This is a genomic window from Bacillus sp. ISL-45 (genome assembly GCF_018613195.1).
GTDB lineage: Bacteria > Bacillota > Bacilli > Bacillales > Cytobacillaceae > Mesobacillus.
The window spans coordinates 36,806-59,876 of the sequence record NZ_JAGGQQ010000014.1 but is presented as its reverse complement, the minus strand read 5'-3'; the positions used below and the strand labels follow the sequence as shown (position 1 = coordinate 59,876).

Annotated in this window: 21 protein-coding genes, 2 tRNA genes and 1 rRNA gene; 3 read left to right on the top strand and 21 right to left on the bottom strand. The window is 45.0% G+C overall.

Annotated features, from left to right (window positions below; all coding sequences use genetic code 11):
* From J7E35_RS18300 to J7E35_RS18210, 19 genes are all read right to left on the bottom strand, one after another.
* Positions 1 to 111, bottom strand: a 16S ribosomal RNA gene (locus tag J7E35_RS18300); the annotation flags it as partial.
* Positions 112 to 532: 421 nt separating this feature from the next.
* On the bottom strand, positions 533 to 2,017 hold the full coding sequence (lysS, locus tag J7E35_RS18295; protein ID WP_214782203.1) for a lysine--tRNA ligase: 1,485 nt from the start codon (positions 2,015 to 2,017) through the stop codon (positions 533 to 535).
* A 210-nt stretch (positions 2,018 to 2,227) separates the two neighbouring features.
* A complete protein-coding gene (gene dusB, locus J7E35_RS18290) occupies positions 2,228 to 3,229 on the bottom strand; it encodes a tRNA dihydrouridine synthase DusB (RefSeq protein WP_214782200.1) in 1,002 nt (333 codons plus the stop codon).
* A gap of 35 nt (positions 3,230 to 3,264) precedes the next feature.
* A complete protein-coding gene (locus tag J7E35_RS18285) occupies positions 3,265 to 3,468 on the bottom strand; it encodes a helix-turn-helix domain-containing protein (protein ID WP_214782197.1) in 204 nt (67 codons plus the stop codon).
* A complete protein-coding gene (gene folK, locus J7E35_RS18280) occupies positions 3,420 to 3,947 on the bottom strand; it encodes a 2-amino-4-hydroxy-6-hydroxymethyldihydropteridine diphosphokinase (RefSeq protein ID WP_214782194.1) in 528 nt (175 codons plus the stop codon). Before folK ends, J7E35_RS18285 begins: the two co-directional genes overlap by 49 nt.
* Before the next feature lie 2 nt (positions 3,948 to 3,949).
* The gene (gene folB, locus J7E35_RS18275) at positions 3,950 to 4,309 is read right to left on the bottom strand and encodes a dihydroneopterin aldolase (RefSeq protein ID WP_214782191.1); all 360 of its coding nucleotides are present in this window, start codon (positions 4,307 to 4,309) and stop codon (positions 3,950 to 3,952) included.
* Entirely contained in the window at positions 4,302 to 5,135 is an 834-nt protein-coding gene (gene folP, locus J7E35_RS18270; protein ID WP_214782188.1) for a dihydropteroate synthase, read from the bottom strand. The genes folB and folP overlap by 8 nt, the downstream gene beginning before the upstream one ends.
* Positions 5,132 to 6,007, bottom strand: coding sequence for an aminodeoxychorismate lyase (gene pabC / locus J7E35_RS18265; protein WP_214782185.1), 876 nt, complete (start codon positions 6,005 to 6,007; stop codon positions 5,132 to 5,134). Before pabC ends, folP begins: the two co-directional genes overlap by 4 nt.
* Positions 6,007 to 6,597, bottom strand: a complete 591-nt coding sequence (pabA, locus tag J7E35_RS18260; RefSeq protein WP_214782182.1) for an aminodeoxychorismate/anthranilate synthase component II — start codon at positions 6,595 to 6,597, stop codon at positions 6,007 to 6,009. Before pabA ends, pabC begins: the two co-directional genes overlap by 1 nt.
* Complete coding sequence (locus J7E35_RS18255) at positions 6,594 to 7,964, bottom strand: anthranilate synthase component I family protein (RefSeq protein ID WP_251009504.1); 1,371 nt, start codon at positions 7,962 to 7,964, stop codon at positions 6,594 to 6,596. The genes pabA and J7E35_RS18255 overlap by 4 nt, the downstream gene beginning before the upstream one ends.
* Positions 7,965 to 8,185: 221 nt before the next feature.
* Entirely contained in the window at positions 8,186 to 9,112 is a 927-nt protein-coding gene (gene cysK, locus J7E35_RS18250; protein ID WP_214782180.1) for a cysteine synthase A, read from the bottom strand.
* 257 nt (positions 9,113 to 9,369) lie between these two features.
* Positions 9,370 to 10,254: a peptidyl-prolyl cis-trans isomerase gene (locus tag J7E35_RS18245; RefSeq protein WP_214782178.1), complete on the bottom strand. Its 885-nt coding sequence runs from the start codon at positions 10,252 to 10,254 to the stop codon at positions 9,370 to 9,372.
* A 21-nt stretch (positions 10,255 to 10,275) separates the two neighbouring features.
* Entirely contained in the window at positions 10,276 to 11,154 is an 879-nt protein-coding gene (gene hslO / locus J7E35_RS18240) for an Hsp33 family molecular chaperone HslO (protein WP_214782176.1), read from the bottom strand.
* Positions 11,155 to 11,204: 50 nt separating this feature from the next.
* Positions 11,205 to 11,981, bottom strand: a complete 777-nt coding sequence (locus tag J7E35_RS18235) for a type III pantothenate kinase (RefSeq protein WP_214782215.1) — start codon at positions 11,979 to 11,981, stop codon at positions 11,205 to 11,207.
* A gap of 453 nt (positions 11,982 to 12,434) precedes the next feature.
* The gene (gene ftsH / locus J7E35_RS18230; RefSeq protein WP_214782174.1) at positions 12,435 to 14,411 is read right to left on the bottom strand and encodes an ATP-dependent zinc metalloprotease FtsH; all 1,977 of its coding nucleotides are present in this window, start codon (positions 14,409 to 14,411) and stop codon (positions 12,435 to 12,437) included.
* 136 nt (positions 14,412 to 14,547) lie between these two features.
* Positions 14,548 to 15,090, bottom strand: a complete 543-nt coding sequence (hpt, locus tag J7E35_RS18225; protein WP_214782171.1) for a hypoxanthine phosphoribosyltransferase — start codon at positions 15,088 to 15,090, stop codon at positions 14,548 to 14,550.
* Positions 15,091 to 15,114: 24 nt separating this feature from the next.
* Positions 15,115 to 16,500: a tRNA lysidine(34) synthetase TilS gene (gene tilS, locus J7E35_RS18220; RefSeq protein WP_214782168.1), complete on the bottom strand. Its 1,386-nt coding sequence runs from the start codon at positions 16,498 to 16,500 to the stop codon at positions 15,115 to 15,117.
* A gap of 176 nt (positions 16,501 to 16,676) precedes the next feature.
* Entirely contained in the window at positions 16,677 to 17,705 is a 1,029-nt protein-coding gene (locus J7E35_RS18215) for a protein kinase domain-containing protein (protein ID WP_214782165.1), read from the bottom strand.
* Positions 17,674 to 18,411: a vWA domain-containing protein gene (locus J7E35_RS18210; RefSeq protein WP_214782162.1), complete on the bottom strand. Its 738-nt coding sequence runs from the start codon at positions 18,409 to 18,411 to the stop codon at positions 17,674 to 17,676. Before J7E35_RS18210 ends, J7E35_RS18215 begins: the two co-directional genes overlap by 32 nt.
* Before the next feature lie 157 nt (positions 18,412 to 18,568).
* On the opposite strand from J7E35_RS18210, the gene J7E35_RS18205 reads away from it, so the two are divergent.
* Positions 18,569 to 18,754 (top strand): hypothetical protein, encoded by a 186-nt coding sequence (locus J7E35_RS18205; protein WP_214782158.1) that lies wholly within the window; start codon positions 18,569 to 18,571, stop codon positions 18,752 to 18,754.
* Between the two features lie 40 nt (positions 18,755 to 18,794).
* Here J7E35_RS18205 and spoIIE read toward each other — a convergent pair whose 3' ends face one another.
* Entirely contained in the window at positions 18,795 to 21,269 is a 2,475-nt protein-coding gene (gene spoIIE, locus J7E35_RS18200) for a stage II sporulation protein E (RefSeq protein ID WP_214782155.1), read from the bottom strand.
* Positions 21,270 to 21,545: 276 nt separating this feature from the next.
* Between spoIIE and J7E35_RS18195 the strand changes: the two genes are divergently transcribed.
* Positions 21,546 to 21,619: transfer RNA gene (locus J7E35_RS18195), tRNA-Met, on the top strand.
* 133 nt (positions 21,620 to 21,752) lie between these two features.
* A tRNA-Glu gene (locus tag J7E35_RS18190) sits at positions 21,753 to 21,824 on the top strand.
* A 730-nt stretch (positions 21,825 to 22,554) separates the two neighbouring features.
* On the opposite strand, the gene J7E35_RS18185 is transcribed toward J7E35_RS18190, so the two are convergent.
* On the bottom strand, positions 22,555 to 23,010 hold the full coding sequence (locus J7E35_RS18185; RefSeq protein ID WP_192473394.1) for a S1 domain-containing RNA-binding protein: 456 nt from the start codon (positions 23,008 to 23,010) through the stop codon (positions 22,555 to 22,557).
* Positions 23,011 to 23,071 lie beyond the last annotated feature (61 nt).

The following is a 23,071-nucleotide window of genomic DNA, read 5'->3' as shown; positions in this document are numbered from 1 at the left end:
CACCCGTACGCCGCTGCACTTCAAACGAAAGCTAATGAAGATTCGCTCGACTTGCATGTATTAGGCACGCCGCCAGCGTTCGTCCTGAGCCAGGATCAAACTCTCCAAAAAAGAGTTATGAGTTAGCTCATAAGTTAAAACGTTGGCTCATGTTCTTATAAAAGAAACATGATCATTTATTGTTTGTTGACGCTTGTTTGTTTAGTTTTCAAAGAACAATTTGTTTTGTCGCTCCGTTAGAAGCAACTCTTATATATTACCAGGTTCAAAACCCAATGTCAATAAGTTTTTTATTTTCTTTGCTGCTAACTAAGTAGCTCGTAGCAACAGATATAAATATAGCACCTTTATTCTGCAATAGCAATATCTTTTTTCGATTTTTATTCATCGAATTAAAAGAAAGACAATTCATATTTCTGTGGTCAAATCAGTCTGTAAAAGCGTCTGCAGTTTAACTATGATCCCTAAGCCATTCTAGCTTGTTAAAAGAAAAGGCAAAGCAGCTTATGCCGCTTTGCCTTTCTTCTATCTATTAACGATGACGCATCAACGGGAATAATAGGACATCCCTAATGGAAGGTGAATTAGTCAGGAGCATAACGAGTCGGTCGATGCCGATTCCCAGTCCGCCTGTTGGAGGCATACCGTATTCCAATGCTTCGATAAAATCTTCATCCATTTCATGCGCTTCGTCATTTCCTTGTTCTTTTTCTTTCAGCTGTGCTTCAAAACGCTCTCTTTGGTCAATCGGATCATTAAGCTCGGTAAATGCGTTTGCATGCTCCCTTGCCACGATGAATAATTCAAAACGGTCAGTGAAGCGCGAATCATCATCATTCTTTTTAGCCAAAGGAGAAATATCCACCGGATGGCCGTAGATGAATGTTGGCTGGATCAGGTGCTCTTCTACCTTTTGCTCGAAGAATTCATTGACGATGTGGCCATACTGCATATGCTCAGTGATTTCCACTCCATTCTCCTTAGCAAGCGCACGAGCTTCTTCAGTGCTCATTTGCGGCCAGAAGTCCACTCCTGTATGTTCCTTGATCGCATCTACCATGTGGACTCTCTTCCACTCTGGCTTAAGATCGATTTCATACTCGCCGTACTGGATTGTTGTTGTTCCAAGAACATCCTGGGCGATGTACGCAACCATGTTCTCAGTAAGGGACATGATGTCTCTCCAGTCAGCATATGCTTCATAAAGCTCAAGCATCGTGAATTCTGGGTTATGTCTTGTCGAAACACCTTCATTACGGAATACACGGCCAATCTCATATACCTTTTCAAGGCCGCCGACAATCAGGCGCTTCAGGTGAAGCTCGATTGCGATTCGCATGTAAAGCTGCATATCCAGCGCGTTATGATGCGTGATGAACGGACGTGCCGAAGCTCCGCCAGCTATTGAGTGCATCAATGGCGTTTCCACTTCCAGATATCCCTGTCCATCTAAATAGCGGCGCATGGACTGGATGATACGGCTGCGGTTGATGAAAGTCGTCTTGCTGTCATTGCTGGTTATCAGGTCAAGATAACGCTGACGGTAGCGCTGCTCGACATCCTTCAATCCGTGGAACTTTTCAGGCAGCGGACGGAGCGCCTTCGTCAAGAACACAAAGTCTTGTGCTTTAATTGAAAGCTCACCAACTTTTGTTTTGAAGAGTGTTCCTTCGATACCGATAATATCACCGAGGTCAGCAGAATCAAATACTTCATATTGTTCTTCACCGACTGCATCCTGGCGGACATAAATCTGGATTTGGCCATTTAGGTCCTGGATATGCGCGAAGCCAGCTTTTCCTTTTCCGCGCTTCGTCATGATCCGTCCAGCTATTTTGACCGATACATTCTTTGCTTCAATCTCTTCTTTTTCCAATTCACCGTATTCGCTAATCAGCTCATCAGTAAGATGGGTGCGTTCAAATCTTTTACCGAAAGGATCCATACCCTTTTCACGCAATGAACTCATTTTGTCTCTTCTGACTCTGAGCTGGTCATTTAACTCTTCATGACTCATATCGCTTTCACTCCAATATATATAATAGATTTATTATGTAATCCTGAGTATGTTTGGCGGATACTTTTATTATTTTACACAAACAAACGTATTCAGACATTAAAAATCTCTTTTTTTAATGCCTTAATAGAATAAAAACTGCCAGTTTGACCACTGGCAGTTACATTTAAGGATAAAGGTATTATAGGAAAAGTGACGATTAATGTCAATTTATCCAACCTGGTGTGCTATTTGCTCTTTTGCTTCCGCTTCATCCGCGAAGGTTTTCAGCAAGCTGACAAGCTCGTCTCTTGTTGAGCATTCATTGATACCGTTACGGACAGTTGCGTTCCCGCGGATACCCTTTAGGTACCACGCTGCATGCTTGCGCATTTCACGGACGGCAATATGTTCGTTCTTTAAAGCAATCAGGCGGTCAAGGTGCAGGATGCTGACGTCGATTTTTTCGCGCGCACCTGGTTCCCCCATTAATTCCCCTGTTTCGAGGAATTTTACCGTACGGTAGATCATCCATGGGTTTCCGAGAGCAGCACGGCCAATCATGACTCCATCTGCGCCTGTCTCGTCAAGCATTCTCCGGGCATCCTGTGGAGTCTGTACATCCCCGTTGCCGATTACCGGAATGTTTACAGCCTGCTTCACGTCACGGATGATATCCCAGTTTGCTGTTCCTTCATACATCTGTAAACGTGTACGGCCGTGAAGGGCTACGGCATTTCCGCCTGCACGTTCTACAGCTCGGGCATTCTCGATTGCGAAAATATGTTCGTCATCCCAGCCCATGCGCATTTTTACCGTAACTGGCTTTTCTACTGCATCTACCACAGCTGATACCATTTCATAGATTTTATTTGGGTCAAGCAGCCATTTCGCACCTGCATCACATTTCGTGATCTTTGGTACCGGACAGCCCATGTTGATATCAATGATATCGGCATTCGTATTTTTATCCACGTATTGCGCAGCCTGGACAAGCGTTTCCTTTTCACCGCCAAAAATCTGCAGGCTGAGCGGCTTTTCCCGTTCATCTATATATAACATGTCGAGTGTTCTATTGTTTTGAGAAACAATCCCTTTGTCGCTGACCATTTCGGCACAGACAAGGCCGGCGCCGAATTCTTTTACCGTCAAACGGAACGCTGAGTTGCAGATGCCAGCCATTGGCGCAAGGACAACCTGGTTTTTCATTTCGATATCGCCAATCTTGAGCATACTCTGCCTCCTTTTAATTTATCCATATATCAAACCTATTGCGGTGTTAATTCATCTATGCCGACACCCAGGAATTCTGCGATTTTGACAATCAGCCTTTCATCAGGCATCCTGTTGCCGCGTTCGATTTCTCCAAGGATGGAAACCGATACACCCAGCTCTTTAGCGAAGCTTTCCTGTGTAAAACCCTTCAGCTTTCGATAAGCGCGAATACGTCTTCCCCATTTTTCTGCTTCCATATCCGTACTCCTTCTCTATCCGGTATACTTAGTAGACTGTTTTTCAGCGGCTCCTTCATGGTCGGGAGCGTGATATTTGGGTCCATATCAAGCAATGGAAGGATTACAAATGCGCGTTCGCTCATCCGAGGGTGCGGAATTGTAAGCTTCTCTGTTACAATATTTTCGTGATTGAACAGCAAAATGTCAAGGTCCAAAGTTCTTGGGCCCCATTTCACTTCCCTTTTTCTCCCAAGTTTCAATTCGATCTCAAGGCATGTATCGAGTAGTTCGACAGGCGCAAGGCTTGTCTCTACTTGGATTGCCATGTTTAAAAATTGGTCCTGGTCCGTGTAGCCTACCGGGTCTGTCTCATAGACGGAAGAAGTATTTACCACCGAGATTTTCTCATGGCTTTCCAGGAGGATGATGGCCTGTGTCAAATATCCGAACCGGTCCCCCATATTGGAGCCTAGCGCAATATATGCTTTGTTTTCCACTGTCATCTACTCCTTGTGATTTCGACTGCGACGGATTTGTAGTGTCCAGGGATCGGCGGGTCTGGCTTGATGACCTTTACATGGCATGCCTCTACAAGTGAAAAGCGCTCCAGAATAGTGCCTGCGATTTTCTCAGCAATGGCTTCCACTAGCTTGAATGGTTTGCCTTCCACTATTTCCTTGCAAGCCTGATATAACTCCGCATAGTTGATCGAATGCTCCAGTTCATCGCTTTTTCCCGCTTTCGATAGGTCCAGATCTACCGTCAGGTCCACTGCAAAACGCTGGCCTAATCTTGTTTCTTCAGGAAAAACACCGTGGTATCCGTAAAACTCCATATGATTGACATGTATTTTATCCACAATATTCACCCTTTCCCATCATCGCGTCCATCATTTTTGCCATGCGCGACATCTCTTTCACATCATGGATCCTGACGATTTGGCATCCTTTCTGGATTCCATAACAAATGGTCGCTCCCGTACCCTCTGTCCGTTCAGATACAGGAAGATCGAGCACACCGCCGATCATCGACTTTTTCGATGTGCCAAGCAGTACGGGATATCTCAAGGACACAAGCGTATCAAGGTGACGCATCATCTCAAGGTTTTCCCGGAGGTCTTTCGCAAAGCCGATGCCCGGGTCCAGGATGATTTGCTCATCGCTTACCCCTGCTTTTTTCGCGATTGTGATGCTTTCATATAAGTCGTTCAATACATCTCGGATGAAGTTTGAATAATTGCGTTCTTTCCGATTGTGCATCAGGATGATTGGAACTCCGGTTTCTGCCGCGACATCGGCAATTTCCGGGTCTTCCTTCGCTCCCCAGATATCATTGATAATGGCCGCACCAGCATCGACAGCACTTTTGGCAACCTTCGATTTATAAGTGTCTATGGAAATCGGTACCTGGACTTCCTTCGAAATGGCTCCGATCGCAGGCACCACCCTGCTGATCTCCTCTTCATCGGAAATCCGCTCATGCCCCGGCCTTGTCGATTCGCCGCCGATATCAAGAATATCCGCTCCATCGGCAATCATCTGCCTGGCATGTGCAACAGCATTTTCAAGGTGATTGTATTTACCGCCGTCTGAAAAGGAATCAGGCGTGACGTTCAATATTCCCATGATCAATGTTTTATGTGTAAAGTCCAGTGCATATGGACCGGCTTTTATCACGGTATTCATTTTCGAGGTCCTCCATCCAATTTTGTTCTGCTCCATAACGTTTCCCGGCAAGCTTCATATTTGCCGAACAGGCTGTTCGCCAACACCCCTGATTTCCCGGGAAAGCTTTTACCTGAAAAATCTGTGACCGGAACGATTTCCTGAATCGAGTTAGTCAGGAATATTTCCTCAGCTTCTTCCGCTTCTTCCTTTTTGTAAAAGCCTTCACGAACCTCGATGCCTGCATTGCGGGCAAGCGCAATGACGAACCTGCGGGTGACTCCATTTAAAATCCCGGTCTCGATTGCAGGCGTGAAAAGATGGCCATCCCTGTACCAGAAAATATTAGAGACAATTCCTTCGGCTAAAAAGCCATCACGTGTCAGAAAAATCCCTTCCGTATCCATTTCAGGGCCTGCCTCACGCTTGGCCAGTACATTGTTTAGATAATGGTGTGACTTCAGCCGCTCTGTTCCCTCGGGTGTGTTGCGCCTCAATTCCAACAGCACAGCTTTTTTCTCACTCATACTCCCCGCTTGCGGCAGCGGCTTCGCAAAAACAATCACGTTCGGCTCCAGGTAGCTTTCTGTCTGCAAGCCTATTTCGCCATTACCTGCCGAAACATTGAAGCGGATATAGGAATCCTTGAGTTTATTTTTAGCTAATAAACCTTCAAGGATCTTTACGCTTTCCTCCCGGTTAAATTCTGCTTCAATATCCAAAATTCGAAGACTGGCATTCAGCCGCTCCAGATGGTCATCCAGCAAAAAAGGGTGGCCATTGTAGATCCTGAACGTTTCAAAGACACCTAACCCATATAAAAACCCATGGTCAAAAGGAGAAATGGTGGCCTCATCTTTTTTAACGAAACTGCCATTCATGTATACGAACATTATAAACTAACTTCCTTTGCAGTCTTGTAATGAGCTACGAAATTGCGCAGCAGCTGCTTTCCTGGCGTCGTTAGAATGGATTCCGGGTGGAATTGGACGCCTTCGACTGGCAGTTTTTTATGGCGGATTGCCATGATTTCGCCTTCCTCCGTCCAAGCTGAAACCTCCAGACAGTCAGGAAGGGTTTCTTTTTTTACAATAAGCGAATGGTAGCGTGCTGCAGGAAACGGATTTTCAAGTCCTTCAAAAATCGTCTTGCCGTCATGATAGACCATGGACGTTTTTCCATGCATGAGACGCTCCGCACGGACCACGTCACCGCCAAATACCTGGGCAATGGACTGATGGCCCAGACAGACACCAAAGATTGGCGTCTTGCCTGAAAAATTCTTGATTGCCTCCAGGCTAATGCCCGCTTCATTCGGGCTGCATGGCCCAGGTGAAATCATCAAGAACTGCGGATCGAGCTCTGCAATTCCCCTGATGGACGTCTGGTCATTGCGGATGACTTTAAGCTCTTCGCCCATTTCACCTAAATACTGAACAAGATTATATGTGAATGAATCATAATTATCGATCATCAAAATCATACTTTACCCTCCGCAAGCTCTTTCGCCTTCCAAAGAGCAATAGCTTTCTTTAAGGATTCTTTGTATTCATTGGCAGGGATAGAGTCGATAACAACACCTGCTCCTGCCTGGACATGCGCCATCCCATCCTTGATGAGCATTGTCCGGATGATGATGTTCAGTTCCATATTGCCGTTAAAACCGAACCAGCCTAGCGAGCCGGTATACGGTCCGCGCCTCACCGGCTCGAGTTCCTCAATGATTTCCATTGTCCTTACCTTCGGTGCTCCTGTAATCGTGCCGCCAGGGAAGGTCGCATTGACAACATCGAACCATGTTTCACCCTCTGCCAGCTCCCCCCTGACATTGGAGACAATATGCATGACATGCGAGTACTTTTCAATGACCATGAACTCATTGACCTCTACCGTACCGTACTTGCACACCCTGCCAAGGTCGTTCCTTTCCAGGTCGACAAGCATGACGTGTTCGGCACGCTCTTTTTCATTATTGATCAGTTCATTGGCAAGCTGTAAATCTTCTTCGTCAGTTATGCCCCTTGATCTTGTACCGGCAATCGGCCTTGTACTGACCTCCGACCCTTTTATTTTTGCCAAAAGTTCAGGCGAACCGCTGACGAGCTGGAAGTCCTCCGTATGCAAATAACCCATATAAGGAGACGGGTTTAGCTTGCGCAGCTGCCGGTACACTTCCAGCGCTTCCGTTTCGATTGGCTTGGACTGCCTGACGGATAGATTCACCTGGAAGACGTCCCCCTGGGCAATGTATTGCTGCACCTTCTCAACCGCCGCGATGAATTCAGCTTCATCCATGGATACTTGCAGTTCATCTGCAGCAGGCTTTTTTTCGGCGGCAGCTGCTGGCACATCAGCCTGCCAGTTCGCTAACCACCCTAAAAGCCTGTCCTCTGCCTGCTTTTCCTGGCCTTTTTTCGTCAGGGCCATCAGCCAGAGATTTTCAGTCTTATGGTCAAAAACAAACCACTCCTTGAATAGCTGGAAGTAGACCTCTGGGATCCCGGAATCATCCTTGGCAAGTACGGGAAGCTTTTCGATATAGCGGGCATAATCATAGCTCAAATAGCCGATCGCGCCGCCCTGGAAATCCGGCAAGCCTTCTTCTTCAGGCACATGATATATTTCCATTTGATTTTTCATAATTTCAAGAGGATTTCCTTCAAAAATGTTTGAAGAACCATCCTGGGTGATCGTCAGTTGATTATTTTTACCCGAAAATACAATCCAGGGATTAAACGCTGCAATACTGTATCGCCCGCCCCTCCCGCTTTCGAGGATGACATGCTCTTTATATTGTTGTGCAATATGGTCGTATTGATGAAAAAAACGTGAAGCTGTATATGGAATCATCTTTGATTGAATGCTATAGTTCGGCAAGTTTTTCACCTCAATTTTTTTCTCTTTATCCATCATACATGATGAAGGGCGCGCTTTCATTTTTAAAATGATGGTTTTTCATGAAAACTTGGCTATTTTTTTGGTCATCTTAAACTAGTCTGTTGATTTATAAGAATAACCCTATTTCATAGACAAAAAAGAGACAAGCTTATAAAAGCCTGCCTCTTCAAAAACTATTCTTCAAATTGGTATAGCGGGGTACTTAGATAGCGTTCTCCGTTACTTGGGATCACTGCCAATACCTTTTTGCCTTTGCCCAGCTTTTTCGCTGTTTCAAGTGCTGCATAGATGGCTGCACCTGATGAGATTCCGCCGAGGATGCCTGCTTCTTTTGCCGCACGGCGGGCATAGTCAAATGCCTGCTCATTTTCAACCTTGATGATCTCATCATATACGTTTGTATCAAGTACTCCAGGAACGAACCCTGCACCGATTCCCTGAATCTTGTGTGGTCCAGGTTTTCCGCCGGATAATACCGGAGAATCCGTTGGCTCGACTGCAATTATCTTGATATTCTTGTATTTTTCGCGAAGGACTTTTCCTGCTCCTGTAATTGTTCCGCCTGTGCCGATACCAGAGATGAAAGCATCCAGCTGGTCACCCATCTGCTCGACAATTTCCGGTCCAGTCGTTCTTTCATGGATGGATGGGTTTGCTTCATTCTCGAACTGTTGCGGCATGAAGTAACCATTTTCCTTTGCCAGTTCATCCGCTTTGCGGATAGCACCGCCCATACCTTCTGGTCCAGGAGTCAACACAAGTTCCGCTCCATAAGCACGGAGGAGATTCCTGCGCTCCATGCTCATCGTTTCTGGCATGACAAGGATTGCTTTGTAACCTTTGGCTGCAGCCACCATCGCAAGCCCGATCCCTGTGTTGCCGCTCGTTGGCTCGATGATCGTATCCCCTTGCTTCAGGGCTCCCTTTGCTTCAGCATCCTCAATCATTGCCAATGCGATACGATCCTTAACACTGCTCCCCGGATTCATGTATTCAAGCTTCAAATATACCTCTGCACTTTGGTCATCGCCAAGTCCGTTCAGCTTCACAATTGGTGTCTGGCCGATCAACTCTGTAATTGAATTTGCAATACGTACCAAATTATCCACCCCTTTAATCCGACTATTTTAATTGGTTTTATTAAAATTTACCAGTACTTTAAGTATATGTCAATCAGTATGCTTCGACAAAAACTGAAATCATTCTTTTGCCTAGGCTCTTATCGTAGACTTTGCTGCTGAACAGCCTAGCCTGTTCAAAAGCATCACCGAAAAGAGCCCCATCCTTTTTAAACTAACCTTTTTTGAATATCCCTAAACAAAAAAAGCACCGGTGACAAAACCCGGTGCTTCCTTCATTATTTCTTCTCACTGTCTCCATAAAACCAGCTGACTTCTGCATCATTCCAGAAAGCCCGGGCAGAAACAGGGATATCCATTTGTTCGAGGGCTATTTGCCTGCGAATCTGGTTTTCAACTTCATTGTATGCGTATTTCTTTCCTTCAAGCTTCTCATGAAGATAAACGATAACATAACCATTCTCCACTTTAACAGGGCCTGTCCACTCTCCGGATTTCAGCATTTTTGCTGCATCTATTATCTCCGGGGAAACAAGCTCATCTTCTGCAGTAACAAAGCCAATATCACCACCTGCATTAGCCGAAAACTCATCGACAGACCGCTCCATCGCGAGAGCAGCGAAGCTGGAGCCATTCTTCAGCTCCTTCACCGCTGAATCAGCCTCTTCTTTTGTTTCAACGACTATTTGTGACAGGTGATAGGATCCAGGGATATCAAAAAGACTGTTATTCTGTGCGTAAAAGGACTTCATATCCTTTTCCGATACTTTAACATCCCTTGTTAAAATTTCTTCGAGCAGCAGACTGTATTTAATCTGCTGTTTCCATTTCTCCTCTGTTTTTGGTTCGTTACCTGTGGTGGAATACAGTGCCTTATAAATAGTCAATTCGCGTTCGACAGCCTCATCAGACAACTTGACATCATACTTCTCAGCCATTTGTTTGACTACTTCCTGGTCGATCATGTCCCTTAACGTATCTTGGCCGTATCGTTCTTCAAGCTCAGTGAGCCATTCCTGGCGGGAAATCGACTCATTGCCAATTTCCGCAACTGATTCTTTGTTTCCTTCAAGGATTGCAGGCTTGGCTAGCAGCATCACAAGAGTTATTGCGTTCAAAATGGCTAACCCGGCAATAATGTACCAAAGCTGCTTCTTTTCCACTTCTTTTCCCCCAGATATCGCTTATTTTGCTTCTTTCTCTATCTCTTCCAGTTCTTCTTTTGTAAACATGTATTTCTCATTGCAGAAATGGCAGTGTGCTTCTGCCTGTCCCTCTGTCTCGATCATATCACGGATTTCATCTGAACCAAGGCTGATCATGGCATTGCTGAATCGGTCCTTGGAGCAATTGCATTCAAAATTCACCGGCATTGTATCAAGGACTTTTACATTCTCTTTTCCAAGCAATTCTTCCAGCAACTCTTCAGGAGATAATCCTTTTTCAATCAGCTTTGAAACTGGCGGAATAGACTGCAAACGTTGTTCGATTGCTGTGATCGTTTCTTCTGTTGTCCCAGGCATCAGCTGGATGATGAATCCTCCCGCTGCTTTAATGGAGTTATCGGGATTAACCAGTACCCCGACACCAACTGAAGAATTGACCTGTTCGGAAGTTGCGAAATAATAAGTGAAGTCCTCTCCTAGCTCACCAGAGACAATCGGCACCTGTCCTGTAAAATAGTCGCGCAAGCCTAAATCCTTCACGACCGTAAGCGTTCCATCTGTACCGACACCTTGTCTTACATCAAGCTTGCCGTGTTCATTCAATTCGAAGTGGACATGAGGGTTTGATACATAGCCCCTTACCTGCCCTTTGGCATTGCTGTCCACAAGAATGAGTCCAAGCGGACCTCCGCCTTCGATTTTGATTGTCATTTTATCATCGCCCTTGAGCATGGCACCCATCATAACCCCAGCTGTCATTGTCCGGCCAAGTGCGGCAGAGGCTACCGGCCATGTATAATGGCGGCGCTGTGCCTCCCCAACTGTTTCCGTTGTTTTTGCTGCATATGCTCTTACCTGCCCGTCAAAAGCAAGTGCTCTTACTAAATAATCGCTCATTTTTTTACTCCCTTCGTGCTGTAAAGTTGTATGCGTCCTCTTAAGGAAGCTTAATTGTTTTTTTCGATATTGCGCTTATAGATAAGCTGAAGTCCCTTTAACGTCAAAAATGGATCGACAGCATCGATCATATTCGATTCCTGGGCGATCAGGTTTGCCAGGCCGCCTGTCGCGATGACTTTTGGAGGGACTTTACTCTTATCTTTCATCCGTTTAACTATTCCCTCTACTTGTCCAACATATCCATATAGAATGCCAGCTTGCATGGCCGAAACGGTATTCTTTCCAACCACGTCGTCAGGTCTGCTGATCTCAATTCGCGGGAGCTTCGCTGCCCTTGAATAGAGGGCCTCAGTGGAGATGCCTATCCCCGGTGCAATCGCTCCGCCCATATATTGATTATGCTCATTGATGTAGCAGTAGGTTGTAGCAGTCCCAAAGTCGACAATGACCAGCGGGCTTCCATATTCATGGATGGCTGCGACCGCATTGACAATCCGGTCCGCTCCAACTTCCCTCGGATTTTCATATTTAATGTCCAGCCCTGTCTTAATGCCAGGACCAACGACCAATGGCTTAAGGTGGAAGTATTTCTGGCACATCCGCTCAAGCGAGAACATGATCGGCGGCACGACAGACGATATAATAATTCCATCTATATCTGAAAAAGAAAGGTTGACATGGTCAAACAGATTTTTGACGATCATGCCAAATTCATCTTCCGTTCGATGACGGTTTGTCTCTATTCTCCAATGGTGCTTCAACTCTTCTTTATCATATACACCTAACACGATATTTGTATTCCCGACGTCAAAAACAAAAATCAAGCTATTCACCAACTTATTAATAGTTTTCTTAATCAATACTGAAAATATCATATCATAATCGCCAGGAATTCACTAAGTAAAGTAAACATCCTTTTAAAACAAAGGCTTTTTAAAAAAACTTGGCTGTTGATTTCCGTTCCAGACGCTTCGCTTTGCGCGGGGAAGAATTATGAAAAAGCCCAACTACCGTCTTTTTCAAGATCAAATTCTTCCTTGCTGGCGCTGAGCCTCCTCGTCGCAAGCTCCTGCGGGGTCTCACCTGTCCAGTTGATCCCGCAGGACTTTGATTAGCTTCCTTGAATCAGCCCACGCACGAGGGAAATGCGTTAGCATTTTCGGAGGAGTCTACGCGCCTTCCACTCCAATCAACAGGGCTTAAAACACCGATAGGCTTTAATACAACCAAAACAAAAAAAAGCAGATGCTCCGTTAAGAACACCTGCTTCATGAATTCTATTCTTTTGGTTTTGGATTTTCGTCAATAGCCTTTGGATCTTCGATAACTGTGTCAACATTCTTATCAGTCTCTTCGATTGCAGGCATCTCATCTTTTTTCTTATTGATCGTTACTTTCATGTCGTCATTCTCAACACTGACTTTGCGGTCAGGTAGACGGCCATGGTCGATCAAATACTTGATTTGTTCTGCATCAAGAGTTTCAACCTCTAATAACGTGTTCGCAATTATATCAAGCTTATCACGATTCTCTGTCAGCAGTTTTTTCGCTCTTGCATAACTTTCCTTAATGATTGCCTGGATTTCAAGGTCGATTTCATATGCGATCTTGTCAGAGTAATTCTGCTCATTGTTCAGGTCACGGCCTAAGAATACTTGGCCCTGCGCCTGGCCAAACTGCATTGGTCCGAGCTTATCACTCATACCGAATTCAGTAACCATTCTTCTCGCAATGCCTGTGGCACGCTGGAAGTCATTGTGTGCACCTGTGCTTACTTCACCAAAGACGATTTCTTCAGCTACACGGCCGCCAAGGAGTCCAGTGATTTTATCCAAAAGCTCTGGTTTAGTCATGAAGTAACGGTCTTCCTTTGGAAGCATGACAGCATAACCGCCTGCCTGTCCGCGAGGAACAATCGTTACCTTGTGGACCATTTCAGCTTCATCAAGGACAACCCCGATGACGGTATGGCCAGCTTCATGGAACGCAACGATATTTCTTTCCTTTTTGGAGATGACACGATTTTTCTTGGCAGGACCGGCTATGATGCGGTCTGTTGCTTCATCAAGATCTTCCATGTCTATCTTCTTCTTATCTCTCCTGGCTGCAACAAGCGCAGCTTCGTTCAATAAGTTTTCAAGATCCGCTCCAGAGAAACCTGGAGTACGAGACGCAATACTTTTCAAGTTAACGGACTCATCAAGTGGCTTATTTCTAGCATGTACCTTCAATACAGCTTCACGGCCTGCAACATCAGGACGGTCTACTGTGATCTGGCGGTCAAAACGTCCTGGACGCAGTAATGCTGGGTCAAGGATATCAGGGCGGTTGGTAGCGGCTACGATGATGATCCCTTCGTTGGCACCGAATCCATCCATTTCCACTAGCAATTGGTTAAGCGTCTGTTCTCGCTCATCATGTCCTCCGCCGAGACCAGCGCCACGCTGGCGGCCGACTGCATCAATTTCATCTATGAATATGATACATGGAGCATTCTTTTTAGCTGTTTCGAATAAATCACGTACACGTGATGCACCGACACCAACAAACATTTCTACGAAGTCTGAGCCACTGATTGAGAAAAATGGCACTCCAGCTTCCCCTGCAACTGCACGGGCAAGCAATGTCTTACCAGTACCCGGAGGTCCTACCAAAAGGATACCCTTTGGAATACGAGCCCCAAGATCAGCAAATTTGCGAGGATCCTTCAAGAATTCAACAACCTCGACAAGCTCTTGCTTTTCTTCGTCTGCGCCCGCGACATCCTTGAAGCGGACTTTCTTCTTTTCTTCGTTATAAAGCTTCGCTTTGCTCTTGCCGAAGTTCATGACACGGCTTCCGCCGCCCTGAGCCTGGTTCAGCAAGAAGAAGAACAAAATGAAAATGATGATAAATGGAATGATCGACGTAAAGAAGGTCACCCATCCGCTTGTTTCTTTAGCAGGCAGGATTTCGACATCTGCGTCGGCTGCCGCCTGTTCGATTCTGTTAAGCGTTTCAGGATTGTTCCAGACATAGGTGATGAAGCCTTTGCCTTCCTCTTGGCCTTTCATCTGGCCTCTTACTTCATACACACCACGTTCAGGCTGAAGCGTCAGTTCACCGTCAACATTGCCTGCCTCTAGTTCCTGCATGAATTTATCGTAAGAGATTGGTTCAGTTGGCTGGTTATTGCCATTAAAGAAACTCACAACTCCGATAATGACTAAAAATATCAATAAATAAAAGATGGTATTACGGAAGATCCGATTCATCCCTTACCTCCTCCCACGGTAGACAAACTATACTAAATAGTATCATAGCAAATTATGCTAATACAAGAAATTAACATTCAGAATATTTGCTTCTTAATCGAAATGTTGAATTTCATTCACTAAATCGCAACCGTTTTTATTTTGAATAAACTTCTGGCTTCAGGACGCCGATATACGGCAGATTGCGATATTTTTCCGCGTAATCAAGACCATATCCGACAACAAACTCGTCAGGAACAATGAATCCAACATAGTCAGCAGTTATATCAGCCTTTCTTCCTGTTGGTTTATCAAGCAGAGTGACGATTTTAATTGATTTTGCCTTGCGGTATCTGAATAGCTCAACTAGATAACTGAGAGTCAAACCGCTGTCGATGATGTCCTCAATGATCAGGATATCCCTTCCTTCTACGGAAGTATCGAGGTCTTTTAGGATTTTCACCTCTCCGGAAGATACCATGGCATTTCCATAGCTGGAAACATCCATGAAATCCATCTCAAGATACGCATCCATGCGCTTTAGCAGGTCTCCCATGAATGGCATGGCACCTTTTAAAACACCAATTGCCAGTGGGAAGCGGTCCTTGTACTCATCTGTTAATTGAGCCGCCAGCTGCCTTGTCTTTTCCTGAATTTCCTCTTCTGTAAATAATACCTTTTCAATATCATTTTTCATCATGATCCTTGTGCCCCCTGGAAGATATCAATACTTTATATAAGTTAATAGTAATAACCTGTTTCCTTCTGTTGCTTCACTGTTCGATTTTTTAAGCCCTGGAAGCCAAAGGATCCTGCCCTCACTGTCTGTCACAATCGGCCATTCATCTCTTTGGGCTAATGGAATTTTCATATCGATGAAAATATCCTTTACCTTCCTTGAACCATCCATCCCCTTCAATGACATCCGGTCGCCATTTTGCCTTGTCCGGATGATCAGCGGAGTTCCTGTTTGCTCCAGGTCAACGGTAAAGCGATCATTATTGGAAAACTCTTTGTCATGAGCACCATTGAGCAATTGAGCATCAATGGCATTACCATTTGGCAAAACCAGCTGATCAGGACCTGATAATTCGAAACGATAGCTTTGCCTTTCTGGCGGATTCAATTCAAAGTGGCAATTTCCATACGATCGTATAATTCTTAAACCGCCGGGGAAATCAAGAGTACCAGATGGATGGGGGTTGCGAATTATTGAAAAAATCTTTTCAATATGTATAGCGGAAAGAGAAGCAGGTCGATCATTGTAAAGATAATTTAATATTAGTTTAATCCCTCTTCTTTGTAAAGGCATTGGCATTTCCTGAAAAGAACGGATACTAATACTTATCTTTTTGTCCTCTTTCTTCATTACTTTATTCAATTCTTCGCTTGTTAATTCAATAAGATACTCTTCATCCATCTGAAGTTCCTCGGCAAAACGCTGGAAGTGCTCATGGACCGCCGGATTCTCTTCTTTTAAAAAAGGGAGAACTGTTTTCCTGAATCGATTCCTGCTATAGTATGCCTTTTCATTGCTGGGATCGATCCTTGGCTCCAATAAATTCACAGAGCAATATTCTTCCAATTCCTCTTTTGCCAGGCATAAAAATGGCCTGAAAACGGTGAACGGACCGAATTCCCGCATAAAAGGCATTCCTGCCCTGGCTTTCCCGGAACTTCCCCTGGTGAGCCTCATTAGTACCGTCTCTACCTGGTCATCGCCATGATGGCCCAATGCAAGATATTGAAGATGATGCTTTTCCATTACTTGCTCAAAAAAGCCGTATCGGCATGCACGGGCAGCCTGCTGGGAGCTTAGCCCTGTCTCGCGCATATAGGAAGGTACATCGATTCTTTTCATCTCAAAGGGGATACCCCTTTTTTCACAAAAATCTTTCACAAATAAGGCATCCTGGTAAGACTCTTCGCCTCGGAACATATGGTCCACATGGACAGCTACGATCTTCAGGGAGTTCCTTTCCCGCTGCCCGGATAAAAAGTGGAGCAGCGCGAGCGAGTCCGGACCACCAGAAACCCCCACTGCAATTGACTTGTTATTCAGCTGAAAACCATGCTTTTCAAGAAAGTCATTTACCTTTGTATCAATCATCTTGTTCTTCCTTACTAGTATTGCCGGTTTAAGACTATACCCATGCCGGCAAACCATTAATCTTCTAATAACACAGGTTTATTATTTTTCAGCTTAACACTTTCAGCCATCTTTTTTCAAAAGTCAGAGCTTAATCCCTTATGTACGGACGAGACGGGCAAAGGTTTCAAAAAATCTCAGGTAATTTGGCTATAAATATAGAAAAAATATAACAAAGAGATCACCAAAATGATGGTGACTGTTTCAAGCGCCGAGGATTTTTTCTTTTTCTTGCTGTATCCCATCCGTGTTTGCCGGCCAGCTGGGTTTGAATTCGCCCTCGATATATTTGCTTTTTTTTGCGGTTGTGCTTTTGGTTGCGGCGGTGCGTTATGATGCCGGGTACTTTTTTTCGGTTCCGGAGCAGGCTGATGGACTTGCAGAAGCTCTGTCCTCATCTCTCTGGCAGAATGATATTTACCTGCAAGCGCGTTATAGATTATCTTTTCATAGATTTTCAGTTCCCGGCTTTGTTTTACTTTATCCATAATTTCGTTCATTCCGCCAGACTTCTTCGTAAATCTTTTCGGATAGGCCGTGTTCACCATGATCATCCCGACAGCGAATAAATCATAGCCCGGATCTGCTTTCCTGCTGCCAAGACCCCAATAGCCCCGGTCATAGAATTCTGTGAACTCTTTTATCGCCCTCCCTTTTATTGTCGTACCGCCGACATCTATGCAGCGAATCCTTGCCGGGGGGCCGGTCACTATCATATTTTCCGGCTTCAGATCGCCAAATACCCAGCCGTTTTCATGGAGCAGCTGCAAATCAGCAAGCAGTTGCAGGATTATCACACCGGTCCAGTCCGGCCCTTTTTGCTGCAGGAAAGCCAGGAAATCAGGTCCCTTAATGAATTCCATTACATAAAAGCTCACTTTTTTACCCGGACGTTCCCAATCATCCACATCCAGTAAAGAAGGTCCGAGGGCAGATCCCTGGACCTTGGCAAAAGATTTCAACACATTGACCTCAGAGGTGATCGACATTCCATTGTCACTCATTTTCAATGCGACTTGTCTGTTATCGTACCTTGCCAGATAGACAATTCCATTCGCTCCAAAACCAAGCTCTTTTATGATTGTATATCGGTTGTGATGCCATTGCCCTTCGATGATCGTACCAGGAATGACTTTACACAGATTCTTCAAAGAAGGATTCATCATCACCGGACAATAGGCTCCTTAAAGATCGTTTTTTATTAAAATGGGAAAGTGCCTCGCGAATGGCAGGGCCTGTTGGCGTAATTCCTCCGGTTGTCAGCTTGGCAAAAATGCTCGTGAGTGACTCAAGTTTCGGAGTCCAATCCAACAACTTTTCGACATCTTTTCGTTTCCCGGGAAATACAAATACAGAAAAGCGGTTATCCCCTGACCTTGCATTCAAACTTAAGCTCAAGTCCAGCAAGGCTTCTTTTACTGTGGGCAGCTTGTGCTTCATGCTTGCACTGGTATCGACAAGAATCAACACATCGAGCTCGACCGTCTCCCCGAGCTCATCCACAACCTCCATAACCTCGCCGCGCTGCTCTGGCGGAAGGTCTTCCACTGTCCGGCTGCCCCCAAGGATTTGCTGCAGTTCCTTGTTCACTACCCCCTGAAGTGTCTGGGTCATCGCTTTCCTTGTCACCATCTGGACAGTTTGCGATAATTGCTGCGCGTACACAATCTGGCTGACACCGCCGCCAGACATAGCGATTCCCTCGATTTCTGTCATGCCCTGTTCATCTATTACATCCTGTTCCATCACACCGATGACATTGACCGTAATCCCCTGCTCCTTGGCCAGCGCAGCCATTGCAATTGGATCTTCCCCCTGGTTCGAGCAGCCATCCGTAATGAGCAATATTTGCCTGATTGTACCTGTTTTCATGCAATCCCCTCACTTCCAGGCTCTATTTTTTACAATCTAGTAAAAGAAAGAAGCCTATAATAAATTTGTTACCATTTTCGACGAAGTAGAGGGGAAATATACATAAGAAAAGCGAAAGCGCCTTGGTCAGCCCCGACAAGCGCTGGAGGGCCTGACAGTGAAGTCGTTCTTTGACTTCATTGGCAGGCCCGAAATTGAAATGTATAGCCGACTGTCCAGAAACGCAGAAACTGGAGACTCCGACAAAGAAGCGCTTTTTGCTTCTGCCGACGGAGTTGAAGTTTCGGAGTTTCTAGGAGGCGACACTAGACAAGCGTCTCGAGGGGCTAGGCGCTGGAGCTAGACATTTCTCAAAGTCAAGACTCTATGCTCAAATTAATCAGTTAAGCTCTCTTTTGATAATTAGTCACCGGTATGGATGCCCATTTCGGGATATTGTGATCGATTTTTGCGACTACTACTGTCATGTCATCTTCAATTGAGCCATCGCGGGAACGGATGACTTCCTCCATGATCAAGTCGGCGATCGCCTGCGGATCTTCTGTCTGGAGCTCATTGATTTTCCGCTTCATCCATAAATCATAATTCTCGACATGCTTTGGCCCTTCGAATACGCCATCGCTCATCATGACCAGCAAGTCGCCCGCTTTAAGCTGTTCACTAACTACATCCACCTCAAATTCCTGCAATATTCCCATCGGCAGATTGCTCGCCTGGACTTTCATTACCTTTCCTCCGCGTTTGATGAAGCTCGGCGTCGAACCGATTTTCAAGAAACGGGCAGATGCGTTTTGAAGGTCCACCATGACCAAATCCAGGGTAGAGAACATTTCATCCGTGGTTCTTAGTGATAAAATCGAGTTCACGGACTTAATCGCTACTTTTTCCTCAATTCCAGATTGCAGGATTTGCTGCAGCAACAATAAAGTGTCACGGCTTTCGGAATGAGCCCTTTCCCCATTACCCATTCCATCACTGATGGCGATTGCATACTTTCCGCCGCTCAGCTCAATGGTGGAATAACTATCTCCTGATATAAGGTCTCCATCCTTGGCCGCATGGGCGACCCCTGTAGATACAGCATAGGCCTTGGCAGATCGGAATGTCACATGGCAATAACCATTCGGGAACGTCGAGCATTCTTCTGAATTGACCACGATATTTTCTTTCAGGATATCCGAAAGCATCGGTGCGATTAACTTTTCGCATTCGCCATGCCCCTGGCAATATGGAATCGTCATGTCAATATCCACATTTCCTTGTTCCAGACTGTAGATTTCCACATGCTCGATATGGATGCCGAAGTCCTGGAGGGCCTCCAGAATTTGTTCTTCCTGCTTTGAGTGGTTTTCACGCTCACGCTGGATTTCCTTGGCGAAATCCCCCATGACTTCCGAAACACCAAGCAATTGGTCTGCCACGAGACGCCTGCTTTCCTGGACCTGTTTCTTGAGTTTTTTGTTTGCTTGATAATAGGTTAGCTGCTGCTGCATGATTTCCATGACCTTTTTCGACCTGGTGCAATGTTTGTCCCATTCGCGCGAAAGTTTTTGCGGTACGGCGCCAGAATTTTGATCCATCTCCTGCATAATCTCGCTCATATAGTCATAGGTTGTATTAAAGTTCCTTGTCCAGCAATGATCCTTCTTGAAGCATGTCTGGCATGTTTTTTCTGTGACATTGCTCAAGAAATAATCCATATCGCGGTCGGTTTCAAGTGTTTCATCCTGCACCTGCAGAGTAGTAAAGCTTTTCGACAGAGCTTCAAATACATTTGAGAACTGGACGACACGCTGCGCTGTCACATCTCTCATTTTTCTCATATATTGCTGCTGTTCGGCTGAATACTCCGGCGTTCCCGGAATATGTTTGGCGATTTTTGATGTAAGTGATTGTGGCGTCAGGAAAAATAACAGGACGGCTGCTGCCGATTCGGTCAGCGTCTGGCTAAGCGCACCTCCGCCTTCACCATACATTCCAATCAACAGGGTGGCGATGAAAAGGCCAAGTGCAACCCCTGGCTTCTTTCCTTCTTTTAGCAAGCCGCCAAGCAATCCTGAGAAAGCCAGAAGGCTCATATGGTAAAAACTAGACACATTTGCGAGACTGAAGATCAGTCCAGTAACGACCCCGACTGTAGAACCTACTGTGGCTCCAGCGACAAATGAAAAAATGAGGACTAAATACCGGGACATTATGTGTTCTACCGACAAATCATAGATTGTCCACCCAATGGTTCCTGTCATCACCGAAGCAAGCATGATGATCAAACAGACTATTTCCTCCGTTTTCAATGACTGCTTTCGCTTGCTGGCTGTCATCAATGGAATGCTTTGCATGAAGATGAATGTCAACACAAGACCTAACCCGGCTTCGACTCCAGTCATCATTCCCTCATACATAGTGATATTTCCTGACAAAATAAGAGCTTTTAACATTTTGGCTATTAAAATAGTGAAAAATATATAAAGCGGAAGGACTTTCATAGAATTCTTGACCCATTTTTCCGTAAGCTTATATAGCAGTAAAAATAAAAATACAGAAGCGAAGGTGAAGACGGCGTCAGTAAATGACAAGGTTGCAGCCCCGGCAACCAAACCAAACAGCGCAATAGGCGCACGGTCTTTCCGGATAAGATACACAGCCGCAAAAAATGGAAGGCTAAAAGGGGTCAACTTTGCCAGTATCAAGGCACGGCCAAGCAAAAATCCAATGATCAAGAAAATATAGCCTTTTTTCAGGAAAAGGTTTTCAATTTTGGATTGCAGCTTCGACATGCCTTTTGCAAACCTGAATCGTGATTCCTCGAGATGAACTTCACCGATCGGTTCCATCATGTTCCTTTCTACCTTTTGCATTTAATACACTCCCCGTTTTTTTATCGTTGCTGATTATTATAAAAGGGAGTCATCCAGAAGTTTGTCAAAAATAAGGACAAGCATGAAAGTTTCGTTCGACGCATTTCCCCGAAAATAATGCAATTCCTCGAAATACCACGGATTATTTTAACCTTCACGCCAAACGCCACTAAAATTTACCTGATAATATTTTTCTCTTTTCTTTTTAAAATGCATTGACACTATTTTAATATCTATGTATTATATTTCTTGTGCCTCAAAACACATTAACAATATGGCGGTGTAGCTCAGCTGGCTAGAGCGTACGGTTCATACCCGTAAGGTCGGGGGTTCGATCCCCTCCGCCGCTACTAACGAAAAGCGTAGGCGACTGCTTAGCTCCGACAAGCGCTGGAGGGCCGGCAGGTGAAGTCGTTCTTTGACTTCATCGGACGGACCGAAGCGACTCGAGGAGCTAGGAGCCGAAGCTGGACAACAATATATGGCCCCTTGGTCAAGCGGTTAAGACACCGCCCTTTCACGGCGGTAACACGGGTTCGAATCCCGTAGGGGTCATCCGCGTACGAAAACCTCGTTCCTTTGGGAGCGAGGTTTTTTTTGTTTATTTTCGGGCTGTGGAATGCATCAGCACTCCTGCTTTTACCTTTATTCACTCCTGCACTGTTTTTCGGGAAATCCAGACACTTTGCTTTTATCCAAATTCGCTTCGGCAGCACTTTTCGGGCAATGCGGCGCTTTTTCTTTTACCCAAATTCGCTCAAACACTATTATTCAGGCAGTGTCTTATGTTAAAAGCAGTACACATCGCCCAATTCTTCAATCAGTCAAAAGATTAATCTCTCCAATTACCTTTTTAATTCCAGACTTGGTGTGCTTTTAGTCTTGATTCCATTTCCACATTAGTATAATTTCCCTTAATTTGGATGACGGCATGATTATTGCGTTTGTTTGGGCAATTACGGTCCTTTTTCGGGAGATTATTCCTTTTGATCGGGAGATTACGCAGAATGACTGGGCAATTATCGATGTTCATTAAGAGAATAATTTTTCCAGTTACCATTATTCATTAAATCAGGCGTGCTTCTGCCCGATTTTCCATATTGAATGAGCAATTAATGCGGAGAATCATCTTTCATTGGCTTTTATCCTATTAATCAGTGAAAAAACAGCACCAAATTCTCTCCTGCAATCAGGCCTCGAAAAAAAACAAAAAGACAAGCCCTGTAAGAGACTTGTCTTGGTATAGCATGATTCCTGCTATTATATATATTCACTTAGCAGCAAGTTACCCTCTTCTAGCTCCTCTTCCTCCGCGCTTGGATTCAGTAGCACGTTTTAGAGTGGACAGGCGGTCTTCACTGTCCTTCAAGAATTTCGCCATTTTTGATTCGAAATTTTCAGGACGGGCATTGCGGTTGTCGTTTCCTCTGCCGCCCCCGCCGCCGCGTGGACGCTGTGAGTAAGGTCTTGATTCAGATCTTTCTGGTCTTGCAGGTCGTTCAGGCCTATCAACTGCCTTCTTGATAGATAAACCGATTTTACCGTCTTTCTCAACATTGATAACCTTTACTTCAACCTGGTCGCCAACTTTCAGGTGGTCATTGATATCCTTGACATAGTTGTCTGCAACCTCACTGATGTGAACAAGTCCTGTTGAGCCACCCGGCAGCTCGACGAACGCCCCGAAATTTGTAATACCTGTTACCTTTCCCTGTAACTTGCTGCCTACTTCGATTGACATAAAAAAGTTTTGCCTCCTTAAAGATATAAAAAATCAAACTTACATTATATTATACAGAATA

Excerpts from the sequence above, each read along its gene's own strand:
- lysS (WP_214782203.1), bottom strand. The coding sequence starts at position 2,017 with ATGAGTCATGAAGAGTTAAATGACCAGCTCAGAGTCAGAAGAGACAAA.
- dusB (WP_214782200.1), bottom strand. The coding sequence starts at position 3,229 with ATGCTCAAGATTGGCGATATCGAAATGAAAAACCAGGTTGTCCTTGCG.
- J7E35_RS18285 (WP_214782197.1), bottom strand. The coding sequence starts at position 3,468 with ATGGAAGCAGAAAAATGGGGAAGACGTATTCGCGCTTATCGAAAGCTG.
- folP (WP_214782188.1), bottom strand. The coding sequence starts at position 5,135 with ATGAATACCGTGATAAAAGCCGGTCCATATGCACTGGACTTTACACAT.
- pabC (WP_214782185.1), bottom strand. The coding sequence starts at position 6,007 with ATGTTCGTATACATGAATGGCAGTTTCGTTAAAAAAGATGAGGCCACC.
- pabA (WP_214782182.1), bottom strand. The coding sequence starts at position 6,597 with ATGATTTTGATGATCGATAATTATGATTCATTCACATATAATCTTGTT.
- J7E35_RS18255 (WP_251009504.1), bottom strand. The coding sequence starts at position 7,964 with ATGATTCCATATACAGCTTCACGTTTTTTTCATCAATACGACCATATT.
- hslO (WP_214782176.1), bottom strand. The coding sequence starts at position 11,154 with ATGAGCGATTATTTAGTAAGAGCACTTGCTTTTGACGGGCAGGTAAGA.
- ftsH (WP_214782174.1), bottom strand. The coding sequence starts at position 14,411 with ATGAATCGGATCTTCCGTAATACCATCTTTTATTTATTGATATTTTTA.
- hpt (WP_214782171.1), bottom strand. The coding sequence starts at position 15,090 with ATGATGAAAAATGATATTGAAAAGGTATTATTTACAGAAGAGGAAATT.
- tilS (WP_214782168.1), bottom strand. The coding sequence starts at position 16,500 with ATGATTGATACAAAGGTAAATGACTTTCTTGAAAAGCATGGTTTTCAG.
- J7E35_RS18215 (WP_214782165.1), bottom strand. The coding sequence starts at position 17,705 with ATGATGAATCCTTCTTTGAAGAATCTGTGTAAAGTCATTCCTGGTACG.
- J7E35_RS18210 (WP_214782162.1), bottom strand. The coding sequence starts at position 18,411 with ATGAAAACAGGTACAATCAGGCAAATATTGCTCATTACGGATGGCTGC.
- spoIIE (WP_214782155.1), bottom strand. The coding sequence starts at position 21,269 with ATGCAAAAGGTAGAAAGGAACATGATGGAACCGATCGGTGAAGTTCAT.
- J7E35_RS18185 (WP_192473394.1), bottom strand. The coding sequence starts at position 23,010 with ATGTCAATCGAAGTAGGCAGCAAGTTACAGGGAAAGGTAACAGGTATT.